Origin of the sequence: Bradyrhizobium sp. (assembly GCF_027451485.1) — a bacterium.
GTDB lineage: Bacteria > Pseudomonadota > Alphaproteobacteria > Rhizobiales > Xanthobacteraceae > Bradyrhizobium.
This window is the reverse complement of record NZ_DAIDJE010000200.1, coordinates 44,338-67,321: the sequence shown is the minus strand read 5'-3', so window position 1 is coordinate 67,321 and position 22,984 is coordinate 44,338. Positions and strand designations below refer to the sequence as shown.

General features: G+C 63.4%; 18 protein-coding genes. 9 read left to right on the top strand and 9 right to left on the bottom strand.

Annotated elements, in window-relative coordinates; genetic code table 11:
• Positions 1 to 102: 102 nt before the first annotated feature.
• The 3 genes from NEZ08_RS23480 to NEZ08_RS23470 all read right to left on the bottom strand — a co-directional run bounded on the left by NEZ08_RS23480 (position 103) and on the right by NEZ08_RS23470 (position 2,894).
• Complete coding sequence (locus NEZ08_RS23480) at positions 103 to 681, bottom strand: GNAT family N-acetyltransferase (protein ID WP_298112444.1); 579 nt, start codon at positions 679 to 681, stop codon at positions 103 to 105.
• 123 nt (positions 682 to 804) lie between these two features.
• Entirely contained in the window at positions 805 to 1,947 is a 1,143-nt protein-coding gene (locus NEZ08_RS23475; protein ID WP_298112441.1) for a type III PLP-dependent enzyme, read from the bottom strand.
• A 662-nt stretch (positions 1,948 to 2,609) separates the two neighbouring features.
• A complete protein-coding gene (locus NEZ08_RS23470; protein ID WP_298112438.1) occupies positions 2,610 to 2,894 on the bottom strand; it encodes a hypothetical protein in 285 nt (94 codons plus the stop codon).
• Positions 2,895 to 3,208: 314 nt separating this feature from the next.
• Here NEZ08_RS23470 and NEZ08_RS23465 point away from each other — a divergent pair, with 314 nt between their 5' ends.
• The 3 genes from NEZ08_RS23465 to NEZ08_RS23455 are packed head-to-tail and all read left to right on the top strand — an operon-like array spanning position 3,209 to position 7,057.
• Positions 3,209 to 5,299: a M3 family metallopeptidase gene (locus NEZ08_RS23465; protein ID WP_298112435.1), complete on the top strand. Its 2,091-nt coding sequence runs from the start codon at positions 3,209 to 3,211 to the stop codon at positions 5,297 to 5,299.
• A 13-nt stretch (positions 5,300 to 5,312) separates the two neighbouring features.
• Positions 5,313 to 5,948, top strand: coding sequence for a DUF1007 family protein (locus NEZ08_RS23460; RefSeq protein WP_298112433.1), 636 nt, complete (start codon positions 5,313 to 5,315; stop codon positions 5,946 to 5,948).
• The gene (locus tag NEZ08_RS23455; RefSeq protein ID WP_298112430.1) at positions 5,945 to 7,057 is read left to right on the top strand and encodes a nickel/cobalt transporter; all 1,113 of its coding nucleotides are present in this window, start codon (positions 5,945 to 5,947) and stop codon (positions 7,055 to 7,057) included. The genes NEZ08_RS23460 and NEZ08_RS23455 overlap by 4 nt, the downstream gene beginning before the upstream one ends.
• Here the strand turns inward: NEZ08_RS23455 and NEZ08_RS23450 are convergent.
• Complete coding sequence (locus NEZ08_RS23450; protein WP_298112427.1) at positions 7,052 to 7,450, bottom strand: MAPEG family protein; 399 nt, start codon at positions 7,448 to 7,450, stop codon at positions 7,052 to 7,054. The two genes, NEZ08_RS23455 and NEZ08_RS23450, sit on opposite strands and share 6 nt — an antisense overlap.
• A gap of 142 nt (positions 7,451 to 7,592) precedes the next feature.
• On the opposite strand from NEZ08_RS23450, the gene hemH reads away from it, so the two are divergent.
• Positions 7,593 to 8,624, top strand: a complete 1,032-nt coding sequence (hemH, locus tag NEZ08_RS23445) for a ferrochelatase (protein WP_298112487.1) — start codon at positions 7,593 to 7,595, stop codon at positions 8,622 to 8,624.
• Between the two features lie 55 nt (positions 8,625 to 8,679).
• On the opposite strand, the gene NEZ08_RS23440 is transcribed toward hemH, so the two are convergent.
• Positions 8,680 to 9,030: a helix-turn-helix domain-containing protein gene (locus NEZ08_RS23440; protein ID WP_298112425.1), complete on the bottom strand. Its 351-nt coding sequence runs from the start codon at positions 9,028 to 9,030 to the stop codon at positions 8,680 to 8,682.
• 78 nt (positions 9,031 to 9,108) lie between these two features.
• Between NEZ08_RS23440 and NEZ08_RS23435 the strand changes: the two genes are divergently transcribed.
• Positions 9,109 to 9,648 carry a carboxymuconolactone decarboxylase family protein gene (locus NEZ08_RS23435; RefSeq protein ID WP_298112422.1) on the top strand — a complete coding sequence of 180 codons (540 nt, stop codon included), beginning with the start codon at positions 9,109 to 9,111 and terminating at the stop codon, positions 9,646 to 9,648.
• An 88-nt stretch (positions 9,649 to 9,736) separates the two neighbouring features.
• Here the strand turns inward: NEZ08_RS23435 and NEZ08_RS23430 are convergent, their stop codons facing one another.
• Positions 9,737 to 10,750, bottom strand: coding sequence for an SIS domain-containing protein (locus NEZ08_RS23430; RefSeq protein WP_298112419.1), 1,014 nt, complete (start codon positions 10,748 to 10,750; stop codon positions 9,737 to 9,739).
• A 222-nt stretch (positions 10,751 to 10,972) separates the two neighbouring features.
• On the opposite strand from NEZ08_RS23430, the gene NEZ08_RS23425 reads away from it, so the two are divergent.
• Entirely contained in the window at positions 10,973 to 12,718 is a 1,746-nt protein-coding gene (locus NEZ08_RS23425; RefSeq protein ID WP_298112417.1) for an outer membrane beta-barrel protein, read from the top strand.
• A 140-nt stretch (positions 12,719 to 12,858) separates the two neighbouring features.
• Here the strand turns inward: NEZ08_RS23425 and NEZ08_RS23420 are convergent, their stop codons facing one another.
• Both NEZ08_RS23420 and gltB read right to left on the bottom strand, forming a co-directional pair.
• Positions 12,859 to 14,307 (bottom strand): glutamate synthase subunit beta, encoded by a 1,449-nt coding sequence (locus NEZ08_RS23420; RefSeq protein ID WP_298112415.1) that lies wholly within the window; start codon positions 14,305 to 14,307, stop codon positions 12,859 to 12,861.
• 86 nt (positions 14,308 to 14,393) lie between these two features.
• The gene (gltB, locus tag NEZ08_RS23415; protein WP_298112414.1) at positions 14,394 to 19,130 is read right to left on the bottom strand and encodes a glutamate synthase large subunit; all 4,737 of its coding nucleotides are present in this window, start codon (positions 19,128 to 19,130) and stop codon (positions 14,394 to 14,396) included.
• A 465-nt stretch (positions 19,131 to 19,595) separates the two neighbouring features.
• Between gltB and NEZ08_RS23410 the strand changes: the two genes are divergently transcribed.
• Complete coding sequence (locus NEZ08_RS23410) at positions 19,596 to 20,342, top strand: hypothetical protein (protein WP_298112413.1); 747 nt, start codon at positions 19,596 to 19,598, stop codon at positions 20,340 to 20,342.
• 189 nt (positions 20,343 to 20,531) lie between these two features.
• Here NEZ08_RS23410 and NEZ08_RS23405 read toward each other — a convergent pair whose 3' ends face one another.
• Positions 20,532 to 21,005, bottom strand: coding sequence for an Hsp20 family protein (locus tag NEZ08_RS23405; RefSeq protein WP_298112410.1), 474 nt, complete (start codon positions 21,003 to 21,005; stop codon positions 20,532 to 20,534).
• Positions 21,006 to 21,234: 229 nt separating this feature from the next.
• Between NEZ08_RS23405 and NEZ08_RS23400 the strand changes: the two genes are divergently transcribed.
• Positions 21,235 to 22,182, top strand: coding sequence for an alpha/beta fold hydrolase (locus NEZ08_RS23400; protein ID WP_298112408.1), 948 nt, complete (start codon positions 21,235 to 21,237; stop codon positions 22,180 to 22,182).
• 112 nt (positions 22,183 to 22,294) lie between these two features.
• On the top strand, positions 22,295 to 22,975 hold the full coding sequence (locus tag NEZ08_RS23395) for a LysE family translocator (RefSeq protein ID WP_298112405.1): 681 nt from the start codon (positions 22,295 to 22,297) through the stop codon (positions 22,973 to 22,975).
• Positions 22,976 to 22,984: the final 9 nt, after the last annotated feature.

Sequence of the window (22,984 nt, the reverse complement as noted above, 5' to 3'; positions counted from 1 at the left end):
GCATGCCCAGCGCGATCAGGAGCATCGTCGTAAGGATCGTGCGAAATCGCGTCGGTGTCGCCGCGGGGGCGGTGGCGAGATTCTTGCGCATGGCGTTATCGGCTACGCCGCGCGGGGGCGCGGCGCCTTCCTTGCCGGCAGTGAAAGCCCGGTCGCCACGATCAGTCCCTGCGCGCCCACGAGCGCGTCCGGGACCAGTTCGAGGCCAAGCAGCCGATCGCGCTCGAACGGGCCCGGCAGCGACAGTCCGGCCATCTTCCGGCCTGAGAAGCCGAAGCGGGCGTAGTAGGGCGCATCGCCGAGCAGAATCACCGCGCGATGCCCACGCAGCGTCGCCGCCGCGAGCGCGTGGTCCATCAGCGCGGTCCCGGTGCCGAGCCTGCGGGAGGGCGACCCAACCGCCAGCGGGCCGAGCAAGAGCGCCGGGATGCTCCCGGCGTTGACGTGCCACAACCGCAAGGTACCGATCAGATGCTCGTCCGCGACCGCCGAGAAGGCAAGGCCTTCGGCGGGGGCGCGTCCGTCGCGCAGGCGCTGGCAGGTCCGCATATGGCGATTCTCGCCAAAGCAGGCATCGAGCAGCGCTTCACGGGCGACGACGTCTGAGGCCTTCTCCGCACGGATCGCGAGCGAAGTGGCGTTCAGGGCGAGGGCGATGTCGGTCTTCCGCGAGACAGTCATGGTACATCAATCCTCACACACCACGGGCGGCACGGCCTGCGGCTGCGTTGTCAAAATCGGAAATATCGGGAGGGGAGCCGGCGAACCGGCTCCGGTTATGTCAGGCCTTCAGAAGGGGCCGGGTCAGATGTGGTAGGTCTTGAGCGGCGGAATGCCGTTGAAGGCCACCGACGAGTAGGTCGACGTATAGGCTCCGGTACCCTCGATCAGCACCTTGTCGCCGATCTCGAGCGTCACCGGAAGCGGATACGGCATCTTCTCGTACATGACGTCGGCGGAATCGCAGGTCGGCCCGGCGAGCACGCACGGCGCCATCTCTGCCCCGTCATGCGGGGTGCGGATCGCATAGCGGATCGACTCGTCCATTGTCTCGGCGAGTCCACCGAACTTGCCGATGTCCAGGTACACCCAGCGCACCTCGTCCTCGTCGCTTTTCCTGGAGATCAGGACGACTTCGGATTCGATGATGCCGGCATTGCCGACCATGCCGCGTCCCGGCTCGATGATGGTCTCCGGGATCTGGTTGCCGAAATGCTTGCGCAGCGCGCGGAAGATCGACCGGCCGTACTGCACGACCGGAGGAACGTCCTTGAGGTACTTGGTCGGGAATCCGCCGCCCATGTTGACCATGGAGAGGCTGATGCCCCGCTCGGCGCAATCGCGAAACACCTGAGAGGCCATCGCCAGAGCGCGGTCCCAGGCCTTCACCTTGCGCTGCTGCGAGCCGACGTGGAAGGAGATGCCGCACGGCTCCAGGCCCAGACGCTTGGCGAGGTCGAGCACCTCAACCGCCATTTCCGGGTCGCAGCCGAACTTCCGCGACAGCGGCCATTCGGCGCCGGCGCAGTCGTAGAGAATGCGGCAGAACACCTTCGCAGCCGGCGCGGCCCGGGCGACCTTCTCGACCTCGGCGGCGCAATCGACCGCGAACAACCGGATTCCCAAGGCAAAGGCGCGCGCGATGTCGCGCTCCTTCTTGATCGTGTTGCCGAAGGAGATGCGGTCGGCCGTTGCACCGGCGGCCAGCGCCATCTCGATTTCCGCGACGGTGGCGGTATCGAAGCACGAGCCGAGGGAGGCGAGCAGAGAAAGTACTTCCGGCGCGGGATTGGCCTTCACCGCATAGAACACGCGGCTGTCGGGCAGCGCCTTGGCGAAGTTCTGGTAGTTATCGCGCACCACTTCCAGGTCGACGACGAGGCAGGGCTCGACGTCCCGTCCCTCGTTACGGCGGTTGCGCAGGAATTCCCTGATGCGTTCGGTCATAGCACCCTCCAAACGGCCCAGCGACGGACCCGTTCAAAATTTTCTCGGTCGTAAGTGTCGCGGCCGGTGTCGCACGATGGAGACGCGACAGAGCCTCGAAACTCAAACCGAATTGTGCTGCCGTGGATTGGTTGGGAATTTTCCCGCCCGCTCACCTGGCAATGAAGGACAAGCCTTTTCAGTAGCCCGCGCCGGCGGTTGGAATGCCGGTAGAGACCAAAAAAGCCCGATCCGTCGTTGCTTTAAGTCGCGTCCCCCGTTGAGAACGAGGTGCGCCGGTTCGCCTCCGGCTGCCAGTCACGGTTGCAAGGGAAGAAGGGACCTTCAACGGCATCTCTGGAGAGAGAGGCTGGCCTTTTTCGAGTCTTCGACTCGAAGTGACCCTCGGTTCTTCAACCCTTGGCGGCTGTCCGGCCTCTTGTCCGGATACCTACCGACTGACACACGACCACAGGCACGTGCGAAATTGGGCAAGTCCGCACATAATCATTTTGATTCTGGTTCGCAAGAATTTTTTTAGACTGCGCGCAGATTTCCCTAACGCGCGCTTACGTCGCCGCGTGCGAAGCACGAAAATCAAATCGAATATGAACGCGCGTTAAGTTTGTTTAACGATGCGTAACGCTCGCGAGGCGACGAAGCTCTTGCGCGAGCCGATCCAGTCAGGCGCGGCGCGTGAACGGCTCGACGCGCTGGGCTCCGCGGACGAAAGTGATCATCACGAACACACCGACCGCGAACAATATGGCCTGCAAGATGTGAGCCCAGGTGTCCTGCGAGATGCTGAGGAAGAAATCGTCCGGCGGCAGCATGATGGCGAGCGCCCAGCCGCCTGCGAAGGCGGCGCCGAACACTTCAGCGCTGATCAGGATAGCCGCGCTGAGGACGGTGATGACGCTGGGCCAGGCGATCGTGCGGCGGCCGGTGGAAGGTATTTGCGCAGTCATGGGCGTGAACTCTTGAATTGCAGGTCAGTTCCTGGTGTCCCGGTTCTGACATTCGTATCATTTCGCAGCAGGCACTTTTACGAATGTCAGGGCCAAAGGGACACTAGCAAACATATAATTTCAGTGTGGCTTCGACTCTGACGTTCATTCGAAGAACCCGCGGCGGCACCGAAAGGAAATTGGAGTCGCCACACTGGCTTTCGGGCCGCAATCTCTCCGAAATGGACGCTTCTATCAAGCGCAAAAGGCCCAAAAAAGCCGCAGCGCGTGCTATAGCCTGAAGGTTCAAAATGGCACTCAGGACGGGATTTTCGATGTCAGAAGCGAAGGAAAAGGCGCAAGCCGTATCCGCTCAAGCCAACCCGCTGCTCCGGCCCTGGCAGACGCCGTTCGAGACGCCGCCCTTTGCCGAGATCGCCCCGGAAATGTTCCTGCCGGCGTTCGAACAGGCCTTTGCCGACCACGCCGCCGAAATCGCCGCGATCACCCACGATCCGTCGCAGCCGGACTTCGACAACACCATCACGGCGATCGAGCGCTCGGGCAAGCTGCTCACCAAGGTCTCGGCTGTGTTCCACGCGCTGGTGTCGGCCCATTCCAGTCCGGCACTGCTGGAGGTCGACAAGGAAGTGTCCTTGAGGATGGCGCGGCACTGGAATCCGATCATGATGAACGCTGTACTGTTCGGCCGGATTGCCCAGCTCTACGAGCGCCGTGCGACTCTCGGTCTCACCGGGGAACGGCTGCGGCTGCTCGAACGGACCTATACGCGTTTCCACCGCGCCGGTGCGGGACTGGACGAAGCCGCCAAGACGCGGATGGCCGAGATCAACGAGCGGCTCGCCCATCTCGGAACGACCTTCAGCCATCATCTGCTCGGTGACGAGCAGGAATGGTCCATGGAACTCGGCGAGGCCGATCGCGACGGTCTTTCGGAGAGCTTTGTCGCGGCGGCGCGGGCGGCGGCCGAGGAGCGGGGGCTCTCCGGCAAGGCGATCGTGACACTGTCGCGCTCCTTCGTGGAGCCGTTCCTCAAGACTTCGGCGCGCCGCGACCTTCGCGAGAAGGTCTACAAGGCCTTCATCGCCCGCGGCGACAACGGCAACGCCAATGACAACAACGCGACCATTGTCGAGATCTTGGCCCTCCGCGAGGAAAGCGCCAGGCTGTTGGGCTATCCGACCTTCGCGGCCTATCGCCTGGAAGATTCGATGGCAAAGACGCCGCAGGCGGTACGCGGCTTGTTGGAGCGGGTCTGGAAGCCGGCGCGGGAGCGGGCGCTGAAGGACCGCGATGCGCTTCAGGACATGATCGTCGAGGAGGGCGGCAATTTCGCGCTGGCCCCCTGGGACTGGCGCTACTACGCGGAAAAACTGCGGCAGGCGAAGGCCAATTTCGACGACGCCGCGATCAAACCTTATCTCTCGCTCGACCATATGATCGAGGCGGCCTTCGACTGCGCTACCCACCTGTTCGGCCTTACCTTCGAAGAGCGGAAGGATGTTCCGGTCTGGCATCCCGACGTGCGAGTCTGGGAGGTCAGAGACCGCACCGGCAAGCACAAGGCGCTGTTCTATGGCGACTACTTCGCCCGGCCTTCCAAGCGCTCGGGCGCCTGGATGACCTCGCTCCGGGACCAGCAGCGGCTCGACGGCGAGGTCGCGCCAGTGATCCTCAACGTCTGCAACTTCAGCAAGGGAACGGAGGGCGAGCCGTCGCTACTTTCCCCGGACGACGCCCGCACGCTATTCCACGAGTTCGGCCATGGCCTGCACGGCATGTTGTCCGACGTCCTCTTTCCATCGCTTTCGGGAACCAGCGTGTTCACCGATTTCGTCGAGCTGCCCTCGCAGCTCTACGAGCACTGGCAGGAGCAGCCGCAGGTGCTGCGCCAATTCGCACGCCACTACCAGACAGGCGAGCCGCTGCCGGATGACCTGCTGCAACGCTTCCTCGCTGCGCGGAAATTCAACCAGGGCTTTGCCACCGTCGAATTCCTGGCTTCCGCGCTGCTCGACCTCGAATTTCACACCCAGCCGGCTTCGGCGAGCGCCGACGTGCGTGCCTTCGAGCAGCGGGAACTCGAAAAGATCGGAATGCCGGCTGAAATCGCCATGCGCCATCGCCCCCAGCAATTCGGACATATCTTCTCCGGCGATCATTATGCGGCCGGCTACTACAGCTACATGTGGTCGGAGGTGATGGACGCCGACGCCTTCGGCGCCTTCGAGGAGGCCGGCAACATCTTCGATCCGGCGGTGGCAGGGCGCCTGCACCGCGACATCTATTCCTCCGGCGGCTCGCGCGATCCGGAAGAGGCCTATATCGCCTTCCGAGGCCGCGAGCCCGAGGCCGACGCGCTGCTGCGCCGTCGCGGCCTCCTCGACGTCCCCGAGGCAGCCTGAGATGCGACCGGCAATGTCCCGCCTGAACGCGTGGCTGTTTGCGGCCCTTGTCGTGGTGCTTGGCTCAACGGCGGCTTGCGCCCATCCGCATGTCTGGATCACCTCGACCAGCGAGTTGCTCTACGCTCCCGACGGTTCGATCACCGGGGTGCGTCACGCCTGGACTTTCGACGACATGTTCTCGTCCTATGCCTTGCAGGGGATCGAGGGCAAGACGAAGGGCGCCTATACCCACGAAGAACTGGCGCCGCTCGCCCAAACCAACGTCGATTCGCTGAAGGAATTTGGCTACTTCACGTTCGCAAAGGCCGACGGCAGGAAGGCGAAGTTCGAGGAACCGGTCGATTACTTCCTTGATTACAAGGACGGCCTCCTGGTGCTGCATTTCACCTTGCCGCTGAAGACGCCGGTCAAGCCCAGGGTGCTGGCGCTCGAAATTTTCGATCCGACCTATTTCGTTGACTTCCAGCTCGCCAAGAAGGAGCCGGTTCGGCTGGTCGGTGCCCCGGCCGCTTGCACGTTCGATGTGCGACGGCCAAACGACGGTGCGGCCAGCGCGCAGGCGCTTGGTGAGCAGAATTTTACCGACGGCAGCAATGCCAATTACGGCGCGATGTTCGCCAACAAGATCACGGTGACATGTCCATGAGGTGGGGCGCAGACCGGACGGCCATCGAACGCGCGGTTGCGATTGGTGCACTGGCTGTAGCGGTGGTGCTGACTATCGATGGCCTGACGCAGTTCGCAGCAGCGCAGACGCCGTTCGGCGGCGTCCGTCCACAGGTCAGCGAGCACGCCGGTGGCTTGATCGGATGGCTATTGGCCAAGCAGTCGGAGTTCTATCGCGAGATGTCGTCGGCCATCCGCGCCGCAAAGGCTGACGGGAGCGCAGTCTGGGCGCTGCTGGCGATCTCCTTCGCGTACGGGATTTTTCATGCCGCTGGTCCCGGCCACGGCAAGGCAGTGATTTCATCCTATCTCGTCGCCAACCAGGAAACGGCGCGGCGCGGGATTGTGCTGTCCTTCGTCTCGGCGCTGCTGCAGTCGCTGGTCGCTGTGCTGATTGTCGCGATCGGCGCATGGCTCCTCAACATCACCGCCAAAACCATGTGCGGGGCGGAAAGGGTGATCGCGATTGCAAGCTACGGCCTGATAGCGGCATTCGGCGCCCGCCTGGTCTGGACCAAGGGGGCAAGCTTCGTGGGCGCGCTGCAAGCGCGTCCGACAGATCCCGAACCGGCACTGGTGTCGGCCGCGTCATTCCACGGAGACTTCCGTCGCCATGACCATGTGCACGATCATGGGCATGATCACCCGCACGTTCAGGGCCATCAGGCTCACCATCATGTCCACGACGAGCATTGCGGCCATTCCCATGGTCCGTTGCCGAGCGAACTGGAGGGACCGGGCGGTTGGCGGCGGGGCCTGGCTGCGATCTTCGCGGTGGGCCTGCGGCCGTGTTCGGGTGCGATCCTGGTTTTGGTCTTCGGGCTGGCGCAGGGGCTGTTTTGGGCCGGCATTGCCGCCACTTTCGTGATGGGACTTGGCACCGCGATTACGGTGGCGACGATTGCCGTGCTCGCCGTATCGGCCAGGGCGGCCGCACTCCGCATCAGCGGGGCGAGTAACGGCGGCGGCGCGCTGATCATGCGCGGCGTCGAATTTGCCGCCGCGGGGCTGGTCCTGCTGTTCGGTATTGGCCTGTTGAGCGGCTATCTGTTTGCCGAGCCGCTGACCTGCCTTCGGCCGATCCTATAGCGTCAGCAGATTGCGCCATGCCGGCAGGAAGAAGATCGCGATATTGATGGCAAAGCCGATGCTCCAAAGAATCGAACGCAGCGTCGGCCGGTTGCCGATGTAAGTGAAGACATAGGCGACCCGGACGATGACGAACAGAATGGCGAGTTCGTTGACCAGGCTTTGCGGACTGTTGCGAAATTCCGCGAGCAGGACCGCGACCGCAAAGAACGGAAAGGCCTCGATGCCGTTCTGGTGCGCGCCTAGGGCGCGGGCGGCTATCGGCTGTTCAAAGAAGGCGGGATCACGCGGTCTGGAATTGTCAAAGTCGCCAGACCTCAGCCATTTCACCGATGCGATGGTCAGCAGATACAGCATCAGGCTTGCGAAAACGCACCATTCCGCGGCGGTCATTTTTCCTCCCACGCGAGGGTGCTGGGCGATGACCAGATCGCCTGCCGACAGGCCTTGAGAGTACCGAAGCCGCCGTTACCTTGACAAGGATGGTCGGGCGCGCGATTCCAGGGGCATGAGCGTGGTCCATCAGATCGAGAGCATGGTAACCCGGGTTGACGGTTCAGCCGCTGCCGCCGGTCCCGTGCGCTCGCGTATCGGGGTGTTGCTGGTCAATCTCGGTACGCCGGACACGGCGGACGCACCGGGCGTGCGCGTGTATCTCAAGGAGTTTCTGTCCGATCCCCGCGTGATCGAGAATCAGGGGCTCGTGTGGAAGCTCGTGCTCAACGGCATCATTCTGCGCACCCGCCCCGGCCGGAAAGCGCGGGACTACCGCAAGATATGGAACAACGAAAAGAACGAATCGCCGCTCAAGACCATCACTCGCGCGCAGGCCGAAAAGCTGGCTGTCGACATCGCCAGCCACGATCATGTCGTCGTCGACTGGGCGATGCGCTACGGCAATCCCTCGATCGCATCGCGGATTGAAGCGCTGACGGCACAAGGCTGCGATCGCCTGCTGGTCGTTCCGCTCTACCCGCAATATTCGGCCGCGACGTCAGCGACGGTCTGCGATGAGGTGTTTCGCGTCCTCGCTCTGATGCGTGCGCAGCCGACCCTGCGGGTGACGCCGCCTTACTACGACGATCCCGATTACATCGAGGCGATCGCGGCGTCGATCAAGACATATCTTGCAGGCCTTCCGGCGCAGCCCGAGGTCATCGTGGCGTCGTTTCACGGCATGCCGCAGAAGTATGTCGACAAGGGCGATCCCTATGCGCAGCAGTGCGTGGCGACGACCGAGGCCCTTCGCAAGCGCCTCGGCCTGGATGCCTCGAATCTGCTTCTTACCTTTCAGTCCCGCTTCGGGTTTGACGCGTGGCTTCAACCCTATACCGACAAGACCATGGAAAAACTCGCCAAGGACGGCGTGCGCCGCATTGCCGTCCTGACGCCGGGATTTTCGGCAGATTGCCTCGAAACGCTGGAAGAAATCGCGCAGGAAAATGCCGAAATTTTCAAGCACAATGGCGGTGAGCAATTTTCCTTCATCCCTTGCCTGAACGACAGCGAGGGTGGCATGGACGTGATCCGGAAGCTCGTTCTGCGCGAGCTTCAGGGCTGGATCTGAACGGTCGTATTTTCTTATTGCAAGCCGGTGGCGCGAGGCTGACGGTGGCGGCCGCCTAGCTTCGCTCCTTTTCCCACCGCTCCGCAAAGCGATGCAGCGGCAGCAGCAATCCGAGTAATTCGCGGCCCATCTCGGTGAGGCCGTAGCCGCCTGGCGGAATGAGCTCGATGAAGCCGGCGGCGCGCAATTCCTTCAACCGCTCATTCAACACTGTCGGCGAAGCTTCGTCGCAGGCGGCGCGAAGCGTGCGCGAGGTCATCGAACGCTCGCGCAACTCCCACAATATCCGCAGGCTCCAGCGCCGCCCGAACAGGTCGAGCAGCGCCATGATCGGCCGGCCCGTCCGCGAGCCGCGCACCGGGCCACCCCTGGGCTTGTTGCGAATAGGTGAAGCTGGCTTCGGCATCGGCGATCAAATCCTTTCTTGTGTCCTTGCTACAGAATATGTAGCGTGCGCTACGTTTAACGTAGCACGGAGGATGTCATGCCGCGAATAGCGCCGCTCGAGCCGCCTTATGAGGCCGAGATCCAGAGCCAGTTCGACCGGATCATGCGTGGGGCGCCGCCGTTGATGCTGTTTCGGGTGATGACGTCCAATCCGCGCGCCTGGGATAAATTCCGCGCCGGCAGCCTGCTCGATCGGGGTCCGCTCAATCTGCGGGAGCGCGAGATCGTCATCGACCGGACCTGCGCGCTGAACGCCTGCGAGTACGAATGGGGCGTGCACGTGACGACCTTTGGGCCGGCGGCGGGCCTCAGCGACGCCGAGATCCGCGCCACCGTGGGTGAGGGCGCCGAGGCGCCCTGCTGGTCGGCGGCCGAACGGACGCTGATAAGAGCGGTTGAGGCGCTCCACGCTCGCTCGACGCTCAGCGACAGTGAATTTTCAGCACTGTCCTCGCATTACGACGATGCGAAGATCTTTGAAATCATCCTGCTCTGCGGCTTTTATCGCACCGTCTCATATCTGGCGAACGGGCTGCGGTTGCCGTTGGAGGACAAGGTGGCGAGGTTTCCTGCCTAGACTCCCTTGCCGCGCCTCACCCCAACTCTCCCCGCAGAAACCGGGGAGAGTGGGGAGTGAGACTTGGGTTGAGACTTGGGCGAGGTGATTACACCACCCCGGCGCGCAACAGGTCGTGCAGGTGCACGATGCCGACCGGCTTGTTGGCCTCGGTCACGATCAGGGCCGTGATCTTGGAGGCGTTGAGGATTTCCAGCGCTTCGCTCGCGAGCAAATCCTTGCGGATTGTCTTCGGATTCTTCGTCATGATGTCGTCGACCAGCGCGGTCATCAAGTCGGGCCGCATGTGACGCCGGAGGTCGCCATCGGTCACGATGCCCGCGATGTGCCCGCGCGCATCGACAATGCCGACGCAGCCAAAACCCTTCGAGGTCATCTCGACGAGAGCTTCCGACATACTGGTGCCGAGCGGCTTCAGCGGCACCGCAGCGCCGGTATGCATGATGTCGCTGATATGTTTCAGCATGGCGCCGAGCTTGCCGCTCGGGTGCAGCACGCTGAAATCGACCGAGGTGAAGCCGCGGCCTTCGAGCAGCGCGATCGCCAGCGCATCGCCCAGAGCGAGCAGCATCAGCGACGACGTGGTGGGCGCCAGGTTATGCGGACAGGCCTCGCGCGCCCTTGGCAGCGTCAGCGCGACGTCGGCGGCCTTGGCAAGCGTTGAGTCGCGCTCTGCGGTCATCGCAACGAGCGGGATGCTAAAGCGCGTTGCGTAGGTGATCAGCGATTTCATCTCCGCCTGCTCGCCGGACCACGACAGCGCCAGGATGACATCGTCCGTGGTGATCATGCCGAGATCACCGTGGCCGGCCTCCGCCGCATGCACGAAGAACGCCGGCGTGCCGGTAGAGGCGAAGGTGGCCGCGATCTTGCGGGCGATATGGCCCGACTTCCCGAGCCCGGTGACGATCAGCCGTCCCTTGGCGTTGCGAATGAGCTCCGCCGCGCGGCTAAAGGCTCCGCTGAGGTCGGATCGAAGCGCCGCCTCTATGGCGGCGATGCCGCTGCCCTCGGCTTCAAGGGTGCGTAAGGCCGACTGGACGGCGGCGTTGGAGGAATCGGTGCCGGTTGAATGGGCCATCAGCGGTTTCGAGGGACGCATACGGTGTTCCGAAGGTGCTTAAGACGAAGCAGGAGGAGGTAGCTTTCCTACCACGGTTAATGGCCCATTGCCCACTTTCCGAAGTTCGTCCGCCATCGCAGCACCCCCGTTCTCAACGCCTCATTAACCATAATTGTTTTTACTCCGTTAACGACGTTTTCCGAACCGGCCGCTCGGGCCGAATAGGTAAGCGTATGAATTTGTTGGGGTATTTACATCGTGATGCCGAGGCCCGCCACCGGCCACAGCAAGCGCGTGACGTTGTTGCGTGCGGCTTTGCCGTGCCTTGCGCTGATCATGGTTACATCCCCCCTCTACGCCCAGGCGCTCACGCCTGACCTGCTGCGCCCGGTTCCTGAGGGGCTGCTGGTCCCGCAGGACTCGTTTCTGCGGAAGACCGCGGGAAATACGGGCGATGATGACGCGTCTGATTTGGGCCCCGATTCGAACCGAAAGCGGCCGGCGCCTTCGCGCATCGGCAATATTCCGACATACGGCCTGCCTGCCGCGAGCGGCGCGGCGGATGACGGCTTCGATTCCCTCAACCGTAAACGCAAGCAGCGGAAGTCCTATCCCGGCGAGGCCAAGCCAAAGCCTTCGCCCGGGCCGGGAACGCCTGCGCCATCGGCGGTCAAGGGGCAGACCAATCCGAACGCCCGCGTGAAAATTTCGCCGCCGCCGTCCCAGACGGCAAACCGGCCCCCGATACCGCCGTCAGTTGCCGGCATTGCGGACGGCCAACCACCGCGCAAGCCGCTGCCGCCCGACACCGATCCGTTCGGCCCGGTGGGCGACTATGTCGGCAGCTTCCTCGTCAAGTCGGCGGTCGAGTTGCGCGGCGGCTACGACACCAATCCCGGCCGGACCCCCACGCCGCAGGGCTCGCCATTCTGGGTGGTTGCGCCCGAACTGCTTGTGGTCTCCGACTGGGACCGGCATGCGCTGGTCGCCGACCTGCGCGGCTCCTACACCGGCTACGGCAACAGCCTGTCGCCCATTGTGGACGGCACGATTTCGCCGGCACCGACCAACGTCAGCCGCCCGGACTTCACCGGTCACATCGACGGCCGCGTCGACGTCACGGACTATACCCACATCACGTCCGAGGTGCGCCTCAGGGTCGGTACCGATCTTCCCTTCAGTCCGAACGTTCAGGCCGGACTTGCCAGCTATCCCATCTACACGACGGTTGGCAGCACGTTCGGCATCGACCAGAGCTTCAACCGGCTCGACGTTGCCCTCGGCACCACTTTCGACCGCACGGTCTACCAAAACTCGGTGTTCACCGACGGCACCATCGGAAGCAACGCAGATCGCGCCTTCAACCAGTATGGCGGCGTCGCGCGCGTCAGTTACGATCTGCTGCCCGGGCTGAAGCCGTTCGTCGAGGCCGAAGCCGACAGCCGGTTTCACGACCTGTTCGTCGACAGTTTCGGCTACGCGCGCAATTCCAACGGCGGCTATGCCAAGGCCGGCACATCGTTTGAATTCTCGCGGCTTCTCACGGGCGACATCGCGGTCGGCTGGGCCGAGCGCAACTACGCCGACCCGCGGCTCGATCGGCTCGCAGGCCTGTTGACGTCGTCTTCGCTGACCTGGACCGCAACGCCTTTGACCACGGTGAAGTTCTATTCGAACACCTCAATCGACGAGGTGATCGTGCCCGGCGTCTCCGGCGTGCTGACCCGCACCTATACGTTCGAGGTCGATCACGATTTCCGCCGCTGGCTGAGCGCGATCGGCAAGTTTACCTACGGCACTTACGACTATCAGGGAAATTTCGGACTCACGAGCGACCAGGGCAGCCGTCTCGACAAGACCTATACGCTCGAAGGCGATCTGATCTACAAGATGACCCGCAACTTCTGGGTCACCGGCACGCTGCGGCGGGATATTCTCGATTCCAACGTGCCGCTGACGAGCTCGGCAGCGACGGTCGTGATGCTGGGCGTGCGGGTCCAGAATTGATTTTACCAAGGCTGTTCCCCGGACGCGGCGGTGACTTCGCGCTACGCCGCTGATCCGGGCCCATCACCTGCAGGATTGGCTTCCGGCTCTGCGGAGCGGGGGCTAGGCGCCGCACCGCGTCCGGGGAACGATCTCCCATTTTACCGGGGCAGATTCGTCGATCCCATCAGGAAGTTGTCGATGGCCCGAGCGCATAGCCGTCCCTCGCGGATCGCCCAGACGACGAGCGACTGGCCGCGGCGCATGTCGCCGGCGGAAAATACCTTCGAGAGCGAGGTCTGGAAGTCGTCGGTCGTGGCCCGCACATTGCCGCGCGGATCGAGCTCGACGCCAAGCGTCTTCAACAGGCCCTCGTGAACCGGATGCACGAAACCCATGGCGAGCAGCACGAGCTGCGCGTCGAGTTCGAACTCGGTGCCGGCAACCGGCTTGAACTTGTCGTCGACCTGTACGCCGTGCAGTTTTGCGACCTTGCCCTCAGTGCCGGAAAACTTCTGCGTCAGCACCGCGTATTCACGCCTGGCACCCTCGGCCTGGCTCGACGAGGTTCGCATCTTCAGAGGCCAGTTCGGCCAGGTGAGGCCCTTGTTTTCACGCTCGGGCGGCGCCGGCATGATCTCGAGCTGCGTCACCGACTTTGCGCCTTGCCGGAACGACGTGCCAATGCAGTCGCTGCCGGTGTCGCCGCCGCCGATGACGACGACATGCTTGCCGCCGGCAAGAATCTCGCGTGCGCCACCGAGCGGCTCGCTGCTGACGCGGCGATTCTGCTGCGGCAGGAAATCCATCGCAAAGTGGATGCCGTCGAGCTCGCGGCCCGGGATGAGCAGATCGCGCGGGGCTTCCGCGCCGCCGGTCAAGGCTACCGCATCGTATTCTTCGACCAGCTTGCGCGGGTCGGCGCCGCCGCTGCCGACGTGGACGCCGTAATGGAATGTGACGCCTTCGGCCTCCATCTGGCCGATGCGGCGGTCGATGATGCCCTTTTCCATCTTGAAGTCGGGAATGCCGTAGCGCAGAAGGCCGCCGGCCTTGGCGAACTTCTCGAACACGTGCACCTCGTGCCCGGCGCGCGCGAGTTGCTGCGCGCAGGCGAGGCCCGCCGGTCCGGAGCCTACGACCGCGATTTTCTTGCCGGTCCTCTCAGCTGCTACTTCCGGCTTGAGCCAGCCGTTCTCCCAGGCGCGGTCGACGATCGCACATTCAATGGTTTTTATCGTGACCGGATTGTCGTCGATGTTGAGCGTGCAGGAGGCCTCGCACGGCGCAGGGCAGATTCGGCCGGTGAATTCCGGAAAATTGTTGGTCGAATGCAGGTTGCGCGAAGCTTCCTGCCAGTTGCCCTGATAAACGAGGTCGTTGAAATCGGGAATCTGGTTGTTGACCGGGCATCCCGGCGTGCCCGGCGCGACCGAGCCGGTGCCGTGGCAATAAGGAATGCCACAATTCATGCAGCGCGCGGCCTGGTCGCGCGTTTCCTTCTCCGTCAGGGGAATGACGAATTCATTAAAGTTCTTCAGCCGTTCGGCCACCGGCGCATACTTGCGGTCGTGCCGATCGATTTCGAGAAAGCCGGTTACCTTGCCCATTAAACCCGAAGTCCCTGCGTCGTATTCATTCTAGTCCTCATCCCGACGAGCGGCGTCTTCGCATCTCGAAGGATGAGGTCCGTTAGCTACGCCCCGATCGCGATTTTCGGTTCGGCGTCGGCGTTCGCCTTCAGTTCCTTCAGCGCGCGGCGGTACTCCACCGGCATCACTTTGCGGAATTTCGGCAGCCACTTCTTCCAATTTGCGAGAATCTCGGTTGCGCGCCTGGAGCCCGTCAACTTTGCGTGACGGGTGATCAGCACATGCAGCCTTTCGACGTCGGAGTCGAGCAGGTTGCGGAACACGTCGACGCGGCCATGTGCCTCGAGATCTCCCGACTGATGATAGGTGTTCTCGTTGATCATCTCTTCCGAGAGCACCGGCTCGAGGTCGACCATTGCCATGTTGCAGAGCTTGTCGAAGGAGCCTTCCTCGTCCAGCACATAGGCGACGCCGCCGGACATGCCGGCTGCGAAGTTGCGGCCGGTCCTGCCGAGCACGACGACGATGCCGCCGGTCATGTATTCGCAGCAGTGATCGCCCGCGCCTTCGACCACGGCGATGGCGCCGGAGTTGCGGACCGCGAAACGTTCGCCGGCGATGCCGCGGAAATAGCATTCGCCTTCGATGGCGCCGTACATCACGGTGTTGCCGACGATGATCGATTCCTCCGGCACGATGCCTGCGTTGCGGGGCGGCTTGACGATGATCCGCCCACCGGAGAGCCCCTTGCCGACATAGTCGTTGGCCACGCCCTCGAGATCGAAGGTGACGCCGTTAGCCAGCCATGCGCCGAACGCCTGACCGGCTGTGCCCTTGAAGTTCACGGTTATGGTGTCGAGCGGCAGGCCGGCGTGGCCATAGATCTTGGCGACGCTGCCTGACAGCATCGCGCCGGCCGAGCGGTCCGTGTTGTTGATCTCGCTCTCGATCTTCACCGGCGCGCCGCGATCGAGCGCCGCTTGCGCCCTTTCGATCAACTGGCGGTCGAGCACGGCCTCCAGATGATGGTTCTGCGCCTCCGCGTGATAGATCTTCTGGCCCTTGTCTTCCTTCTGCCGCACGAACAGCTTCGAGAAGTCGAGTCCCTTGGCCTTCCAGTGCGCCACCAGCCGGGACTGGTCGAGCATCTGGGTCTGGCCAACCATCTCGTTGAAGGTGCGATAGCCGAGGCTTGCCATGATCTCGCGGACTTCTTCGGCGACGAAGAAGAAATAGTTGATCACGTGCTCGGGCTGGCCGGTGAAGCGCTTGCGCAGCACCGGGTCCTGCGTCGCGACGCCGACCGGGCAGGTGTTGAGATGGCACTTGCGCATCATGATGCACCCGGCGGCAATCAGCGGCGCGGTGGCAAAGCCGAATTCATCCGCCCCCAAGAGCGCGCCGATCACGACGTCGCGTCCGGTGCGGAAGCCGCCATCGACCTGAACCGAAATGCGGCTGCGCAGCCGTTCGCGCACCAGGGTCTGGTGGGTTTCGGCAAGGCCGATTTCCCAAGGACTGCCGGCGTGCTTGATCGAGGTGAGGGGAGAAGCACCGGTGCCGCCTTCGAAGCCGGCGATGGTGACATGGTCGGCACGCGCTTTCGCGACGCCGGCAGCCACCGTGCCGACACCCACCTCGGAGACGAGCTTCACCGAGACCTGCCCGTCGGGATTGACGTTCTTCAGGTCGTAAATCAGCTGCGCCAGATCCTCGATCGAATAGATGTCGTGATGCGGCGGCGGCGAGATCAGGCCGACGCCGGGCGTCGAATGTCGCACCTTGGCAATCGTCGCGTCGACCTTGTGGCCGGGCAATTGTCCGCCTTCGCCGGGCTTGGCTCCCTGAGCCATCTTGATCTGCATCATGTCGGAATTGACGAGATATTCCGTCGTGACGCCGAAGCGGCCGGATGCGACCTGCTTGATCGCCGAGCGCATGGAATCGCCGTTGGGCATCGGCTTGAAGCGGTCGGCTTCCTCGCCGCCTTCGCCGGTGTTGGATTTGCCGCCGATCCGGTTCATGGCGATCGCCAGCGTCGTGTGGGCCTCGCGCGAGATCGAGCCGAACGACATGGCGCCGGTGGAGAAGCGCTTGACGATTTCACTGGCCGGCTCGACCTCATTGAGGGCGACCGGCTTGCGCTTTTCATCCTCGGCGGACTTGATCTTGAACAGGCCGCGCAGCGTGAGCAGCCGTTCGGACTGCTCGTTGAGGATTTTCGCAAAGGCGCGGTAGCGTTCCAGCGAGTTGCCGCGCACGGCGTGCTGCAGGTTGGAGACGGATTCCGCCGTCCAGGCGTGATCCTCGCCGCGGGTGCGGTAGGCATATTCGCCGCCGACATCGAGCGCGTTCTGGTAGATCGGCGAATTGCCGAACGCGTCGGCATGACGGCGTGCGGTTTCTTCGGCGATTTCGCCCAGGCCCACGCCCTCGATGCGGGTGTGCGTGCCGGCGAAATATTTCGCGACGAAATCGGCCTTCAGCCCGACGGCGTCGAAAATCTGCGCGCCGCAATAGGACTGATAGGTCGAGATGCCCATTTTGGACATCACCTTCAATAGCCCCTTGCCGATCGACTTGATGTAGCGCTTGACGATCTCGTAGTCGTCGAGCGAGCCGGGCAGACGATCCTTCATGGCGATGATGGTTTCGAAAGCCAGATAGGGGTTGATCGCTTCGGCGCCGTAGCCGGCCAGACACGCAAAGTGATGCACCTCGCGCGGCTCGCCGGACTCGACGACGAGACCGACCGAGGTCCTTAAACCCGTGCGGATCAGATGGTGGTGCACGGCGGCGCAGGCGAGCAGCGAGGGAATTGGAATGCGGTCCGTGCCCGCCATGCGGTCGGACAGGATGACGATGTTGATGCCCTCGCGAACCGCGGCCTCGGCGCGCGCGCAGAGTTCGTCGAGCACCTGCTCGAGGCCAGCCGCACCAAGTCCGGCGTGGAAAGTGGTGTCGAGCGTGCGCGACTTGAAATGCGTGTCCGCAATCTCGGAGATCGAGCGGATCTTCTCCAGATCTGCGTCGGTCAGGATCGGCTGGCGCACTTCGAGGCGCTTGCTGGCAGCAGCCCCTTCCAGGTCGAACAGGTTCGGCCGCGGCCCGATGATGGAGACGAGACTCATCACCAGCTCTTCGCGGATCGGGTCGATCGGCGGGTTGGTGACCTGTGCGAAGTTCTGCTTGAAGTAGGTGAACAGCGGCTTGGGCTTGTCCGACAGCGCCGAAATCGGCGTGTCATTGCCCATCGAGCCGTTCGCCTCTTCGCCGGTCGAGGCCATCGGCGCCATCAGGATATTGATGTCTTCCTGGCTGTAGCCGAACGCCTGCTGCCGATCGAGCAGCGGCAGGTTCGAGCGCATGCCCTTGGTGGGCGCTTCCGGCAATTCCTCCAGCACGATCTGCGAGCCGTCGAGCCACTCCTGATATGGATGGCTGCGGGCCAACTCCGCCTTGATCTCGTCGTCCGGGATCAGCCGTCCCTGCGCGAGGTCGACCAGTAGCATCTTGCCCGGCTGCAGCCGCCACTTGGTGATGATCTGGTCTTCCGGAATCTTGAGCACGCCCATCTCGGAAGCCATGACGATGCGGTCGTCCTTGGTCACAAGATAACGTGCCGGCCGCAGGCCGTTGCGGTCGAGCGTGGCACCGATCTGGCGGCCATCGGTGAACGCGATCGCGGCGGGGCCGTCCCACGGCTCCATCATCGCGGCGTGGTATTCGTAGAAAGCGCGGCGCTTTGCATCCATCAGCGGATTGCCGGCCCAGGCTTCCGGAATCATCATCATCACGGCGTGCGGCAGCGAGTAGCCGCCCTGCACCAGGAATTCGAGCGCGTTGTCGAAACAGGCGGTGTCGCTTTGGCCCTCATAGGAGATCGGCCACAGCCGCGTGATGTCCTTGCCGTAGAGCTCCGATTGCACCGAGGCTTGCCGCGCCGCCATCCAGTTGGTGTTGCCGCGCAGCGTGTTGATCTCGCCATTGTGCGCGATCATCCGGTACGGGTGTGCCAGCGACCAGGTCGGGAAGGTGTTGGTCGAGAAGCGCTGGTGCACCAGCGCCAGTGCGCTCTCGAAGTCGCCTTCGTGCAGATCCGGATAGTACTTGCCGAGCTGGTCGGCGAGGAACATGCCCTTGTAGATCACGGTGCGGCACGACATCGAGCAGGGATAGTAGCCCGCCATGCCGCGATCGCGGCGCTGGTAGATCGCCTGCGAAATCGACTTGCGCAGAATGTAGAGCCGCCGCTCGAACTCGACCTCATCCTTGATATGCGCGCCACGTCCGATGAACACCTGCATGTTGGCAGGCTCGGTCGGCTTGACGGTCTCGCCAAGCGAGGAATTGTCGGTTGGCACCTCGCGCCAGCCGAGCAGCGTCAGTTGCTCGGCCTTGATCTGGTCGGCGATGATGCTCTGGATCACCTTCCGCCAGGCCTTCTCCTTCGGCATGAACAATGCGCCAACGGCGTAAGCGCCCGGCTCCGGCAGCGTGAAGCCGAGCTCCTTTGCCTTGCGGGCGAAGAAGGCGTGGGGAATTTGCACCAGGATGCCCGCGCCGTCGCCGGCGCGTGGGTCGGCGCCGACCGCGCCGCGATGTTCGAGGTTGCAGAGGATCTGAAGCGCATCAGAGACGATCTGATGCGACTTCTTGCCCTTGATGTTGGCGATGAAGCCGACGCCGCAGGAATCCTTCTCCAGCGCGGGATCGTACAGGCCTTCGGCCGCGGGACGGAACGTGTGTTTTTCGACGGCGCGAGAATCGGCGGGTTTCGAGGCTGCCACCGGCAGCCCAGGGGCCACGATGTTTTCGCGCTCGAATTCGGACCGGCTCATTCTCTGCGTCCTCTCTACCAATCAGCGAGGCCCGCGCCTCACCATCGGCGGCGCACCTTGGGCGTTTGCGGAACCCGCCGAGCGGGCCACCGCTCGTCCTCCGCGAGCCGCAATGTCTCGATTCAGGCCTCGGCGTTCAGCGTCCCCGACGAACCACCTTGCCCTTAATCTTTAATCTTTTGGGCGTCTCGACGCCCCACTCGCAATCCCGGATGCCGGGCTTGCGGCCGAAATTAAGACAGTAATCCTGTCCTAACACCGACCATGCCAAATTTTTATCTATCACACAAGCGCGTGAAAGTCGCCGTCAAGCTGCCCTGCGCAGGCCGCGAAGGTGCAAGCCGATCCTATTTGGCACATCACGCCGCGATGTCGCCCAAGGTCCGCCGAAATCGGCGACGAAATTCCTCCCCGGGATTGAGGGCTGACTGGGCTCTCCAGGCGGGAGCATCACAGGAGCAGAAAATGAAGGCGTCGAGAGGGTGGTCCATTTCGGTCGGGCTGTTGCTGGCTGCCACGGCCGCGAACGCACAAGGGACACCGCCGCAGGACACCGGCCGCGCCGGCTATGTCCCTGCGACCGATCTCAGCGGGCCCTATGCCGAAGCGCCGCCACCACCGCCGCCCCGCGTCATTTACGGCGCGCCGGACTACGGAAACGGTTACGGTCGCGGATATGGATATGGCCCCGTACTGCTGCCGCCGCGCGAGGTTTACGTGGTGCTGCGCGAGAACGGGTTCTCTCCGATCGGCGCGCCGCGCCTGCGTGGCGTCTTCTATTCGATTTCTGCCATCGACCGGGCGGGTGACGATGGCCATCTCGTCATCGACGCACGCGACGGACGGATCGTGCGGTTCGTCCCGGCCGATCGTTATGGCGGCTATCGTGACGGCTATGGAGCTCCGCCGCCCCGGCCATCGTATGGACCGCCAGAACCGATGACCCGCCTCGACGCGCGACCGCAGGCGATGCCGAAGATGGCGAGTCGGACGCCCCCCTCGGTAGCAGGGCCGAAGGCCGCGCCGCTGAAGCCGGTGTCCGACCAGCCTGTGGCCGCAAAACCCACGCCGGAGCCTGTGCAGCGCTCGGCCGCCGTCCAGGTCAAGGCCGTGGAAACTCCGCCGGCCGCAGCGACGCCTGCGGAAGCCAGGCCGGCCGCGCCGGTCATTCAGCCGACCCAGCCGATGCCGAAGGTGCAGGATCTGGAGTAATCCTGCTCAGCGCCCCGATCCTGAGCGCGGACGACTGAGCACCGACAGATGTCGTTGGAGCCCCTCGGGATCAATCCGGTGAAATAACGATCACCGCTAGTTTTGGGCCCTCGCGCTCGCGAGGACGACAGCTTGACGGCAAAAAAACGCCCCGGTTTCCCGGGGCGTCTCGTGTTCAATCCGCCAAGCTTAAGCGGCGGCCTTTTCAGCCGAACCTTCGATCACCGGTGCGCCTTGCGCGCCCGAAGCGATCGGGATGCTGCGGGGCTTCTTGGCCTCGGGAATCTCGCGAACGAGATCGACGTGCAGCAGGCCGTTCTCAAGCGAGGCGTTCTTCACGACCACGAAATCGGCAAGCTGGAAGACCCGCTCGAAGGTGCGCGCCGCAATCCCGCGGTACAATACTTCGGACTTCTCCTTGCTGTTCTCGTTGGCGACTTTCTCGCCCTTGATCGTCAGGGTGTTCTCCTTGGCGACGATCGAAAGCTCGTTCTGGGCGAAGCCGGAAACCGCGACGCTGATCCGGTAGGCGTTCTCGCCGGTGCGCTCGATGTTGTAGGGAGGATAGCCGGGGCTTCCGTCGGACGCCTGGTCAAGCAGGGAAAAGAGACGGTCGAAGCCGACAGTGGAACGATAGAAGGGGGTGAGATCAAACGTACGCATGTGTAGTCCTCCATTGAGCGACTGTTGATGTGAACCCGCCCGCCATGGGGCCGGGCTTGTTTCGTGCAGCCTTCGGCAATTTTCCCGGGGTCTATAGGGAAAATGCCTGACGTGGCCTGCACCAGGCAGATATGGGAGGCGGATCGAATACGTTCAAGTCCGCTGGCCGTGCTCGTGTTGACGTGCGCAAGTCTTGATTTTCGGCGCCTTTCGCCTATCGGTTCCTTCCATGACGCTTGTCTCGATTCCCGCCAATCCCGTGCCCGAGAACGTCGTTTCCGGCACGATCAAGACACCGGACGGCGCCGAACTGCGCTTCGCGCGCTGGGAGCCGCCGGCTGGCCGCAAGGGAACGGTCTGTGTCTTCACCGGCCGAAGCGAATACATCGAAAAGTATTTCGAGACGGTGCGGGACTTGCGCGACCGCGGCTTTGCGGTCGCCATGATCGACTGGCGCGGCCAGGGTCATTCGTCGCGGCGGCTGCGCGATGCGCGCCGCGGCTATGTTCGCGATTTCGCCGATTACGAAATGGATGTCGAGGCTTTCGTGCGGCAGGTGGTGCTGCCCGACTGCCCGCCGCCGTTCTTCGCGCTCGCCCATTCGATGGGAGGTGCGGTGATGCTGCGCCTCGCGCATGCGGGAAAGCGCTGGTTCGATCGCATGGTGCTGACCGCGCCGATGATCGACCTGCCGGGACGCCTGACCTCCCTTCCGGCACGCGCACTGTTGCGCACGATGCGCGTTGCCGGGCTTGGCAGCCGCTACGTTCCCGGCGGCAATGACGCTATCACCGGAACCGGATCGTTCATCAACAATCCGCTGACCAGCGATCCCGTCCGCTATGCCCGCAACGCCGCCGTCATCGCCGAGGATCCGACGCTTGGCCTCGGCTCTCCGACGGTTGCCTGGGCCGATACCGCGTTCCGCGCCATGCACGGCTTTCGCGCCATGAACTACCCTTCGGAGATTCGCCAGCCGATCCTGATGCTGGCCGCGAGCAACGATGCCGTCGTCTCGACGGCCGCCATCGAGGAGTTCGCTTATCATTTGCGAGCCGGTTCGCACCTCGTCATTGCCGGCTCCAAGCACGAAATCCTGCAGGAGCAGGACCGCTATCGCGCGCAATTCTGGGCGGCGTTCGATGCATTCGTGCCGGGATCGCCGCTGTTCGGGTGAGGCCATGCTAGTGGTCTGATTCTAACATTCGCATCCCTTCTCAGCGGGCAGATCGCGAATGTTAGAATCGTGAGACCACCAGCCAACGTAAGTTTCAAGTGGAGTTTCGGATTTGACATTCGCTTTCGAGCTTGCGGCTGGGTGGGTAGCGAATGTCAAATCCACTCCACTTGGCATTCACGACTTCTGGCTCTTCATCGCCTCCGGGCTGCTGCTCAACATCGCGCCCGGACCCGATACGGCATATATCGTTGGACGCAGCATGCAGGGGTGGCGCGGCGGGGCCGCGGCCGCGCTCGGCATCGGCGCGGGCTGTCTCTGCCATGTCTTTGCCGCAGCGCTCGGATTGTCGGCGCTGCTGGTCGCCTCGGCGAGAGCCTTTGCCGCGGTGAAATGGCTCGGAGCGGCCTATCTCTGCTATATTGGCTTGATGCTGCTGCTGTCGCGCCCGCCGAATCCGGGCGTGGCCGGTGAGCGAGACGGCCAAGGCGTATCCTTCTCGCGGGTGTTCTGCCAGGGGGCGCTGACGAATGTGCTCAATCCGAAGGTGGCGATGTTCTTTCTCGCCTTCCTGCCGCAATTCGTCGAGGCCGATGCGCCTCACAAGGGATTGGCGTTTCTGACGCTTGGGCTGATCTTCGTTTTCAATGGCACGCTCTGGTGCCTTGCGGTCGCGGTCGCCAAAGCGGCCGGCCGGGTGCAAAGATCGAGCCGTACCATCGCCTGGTTCAATCGCGGCCTCGGCGCGTTGTTCATCTATCTCGGCGGGCGCCTTGCGTTAGCGGAGCGCTAGGGCCGGATC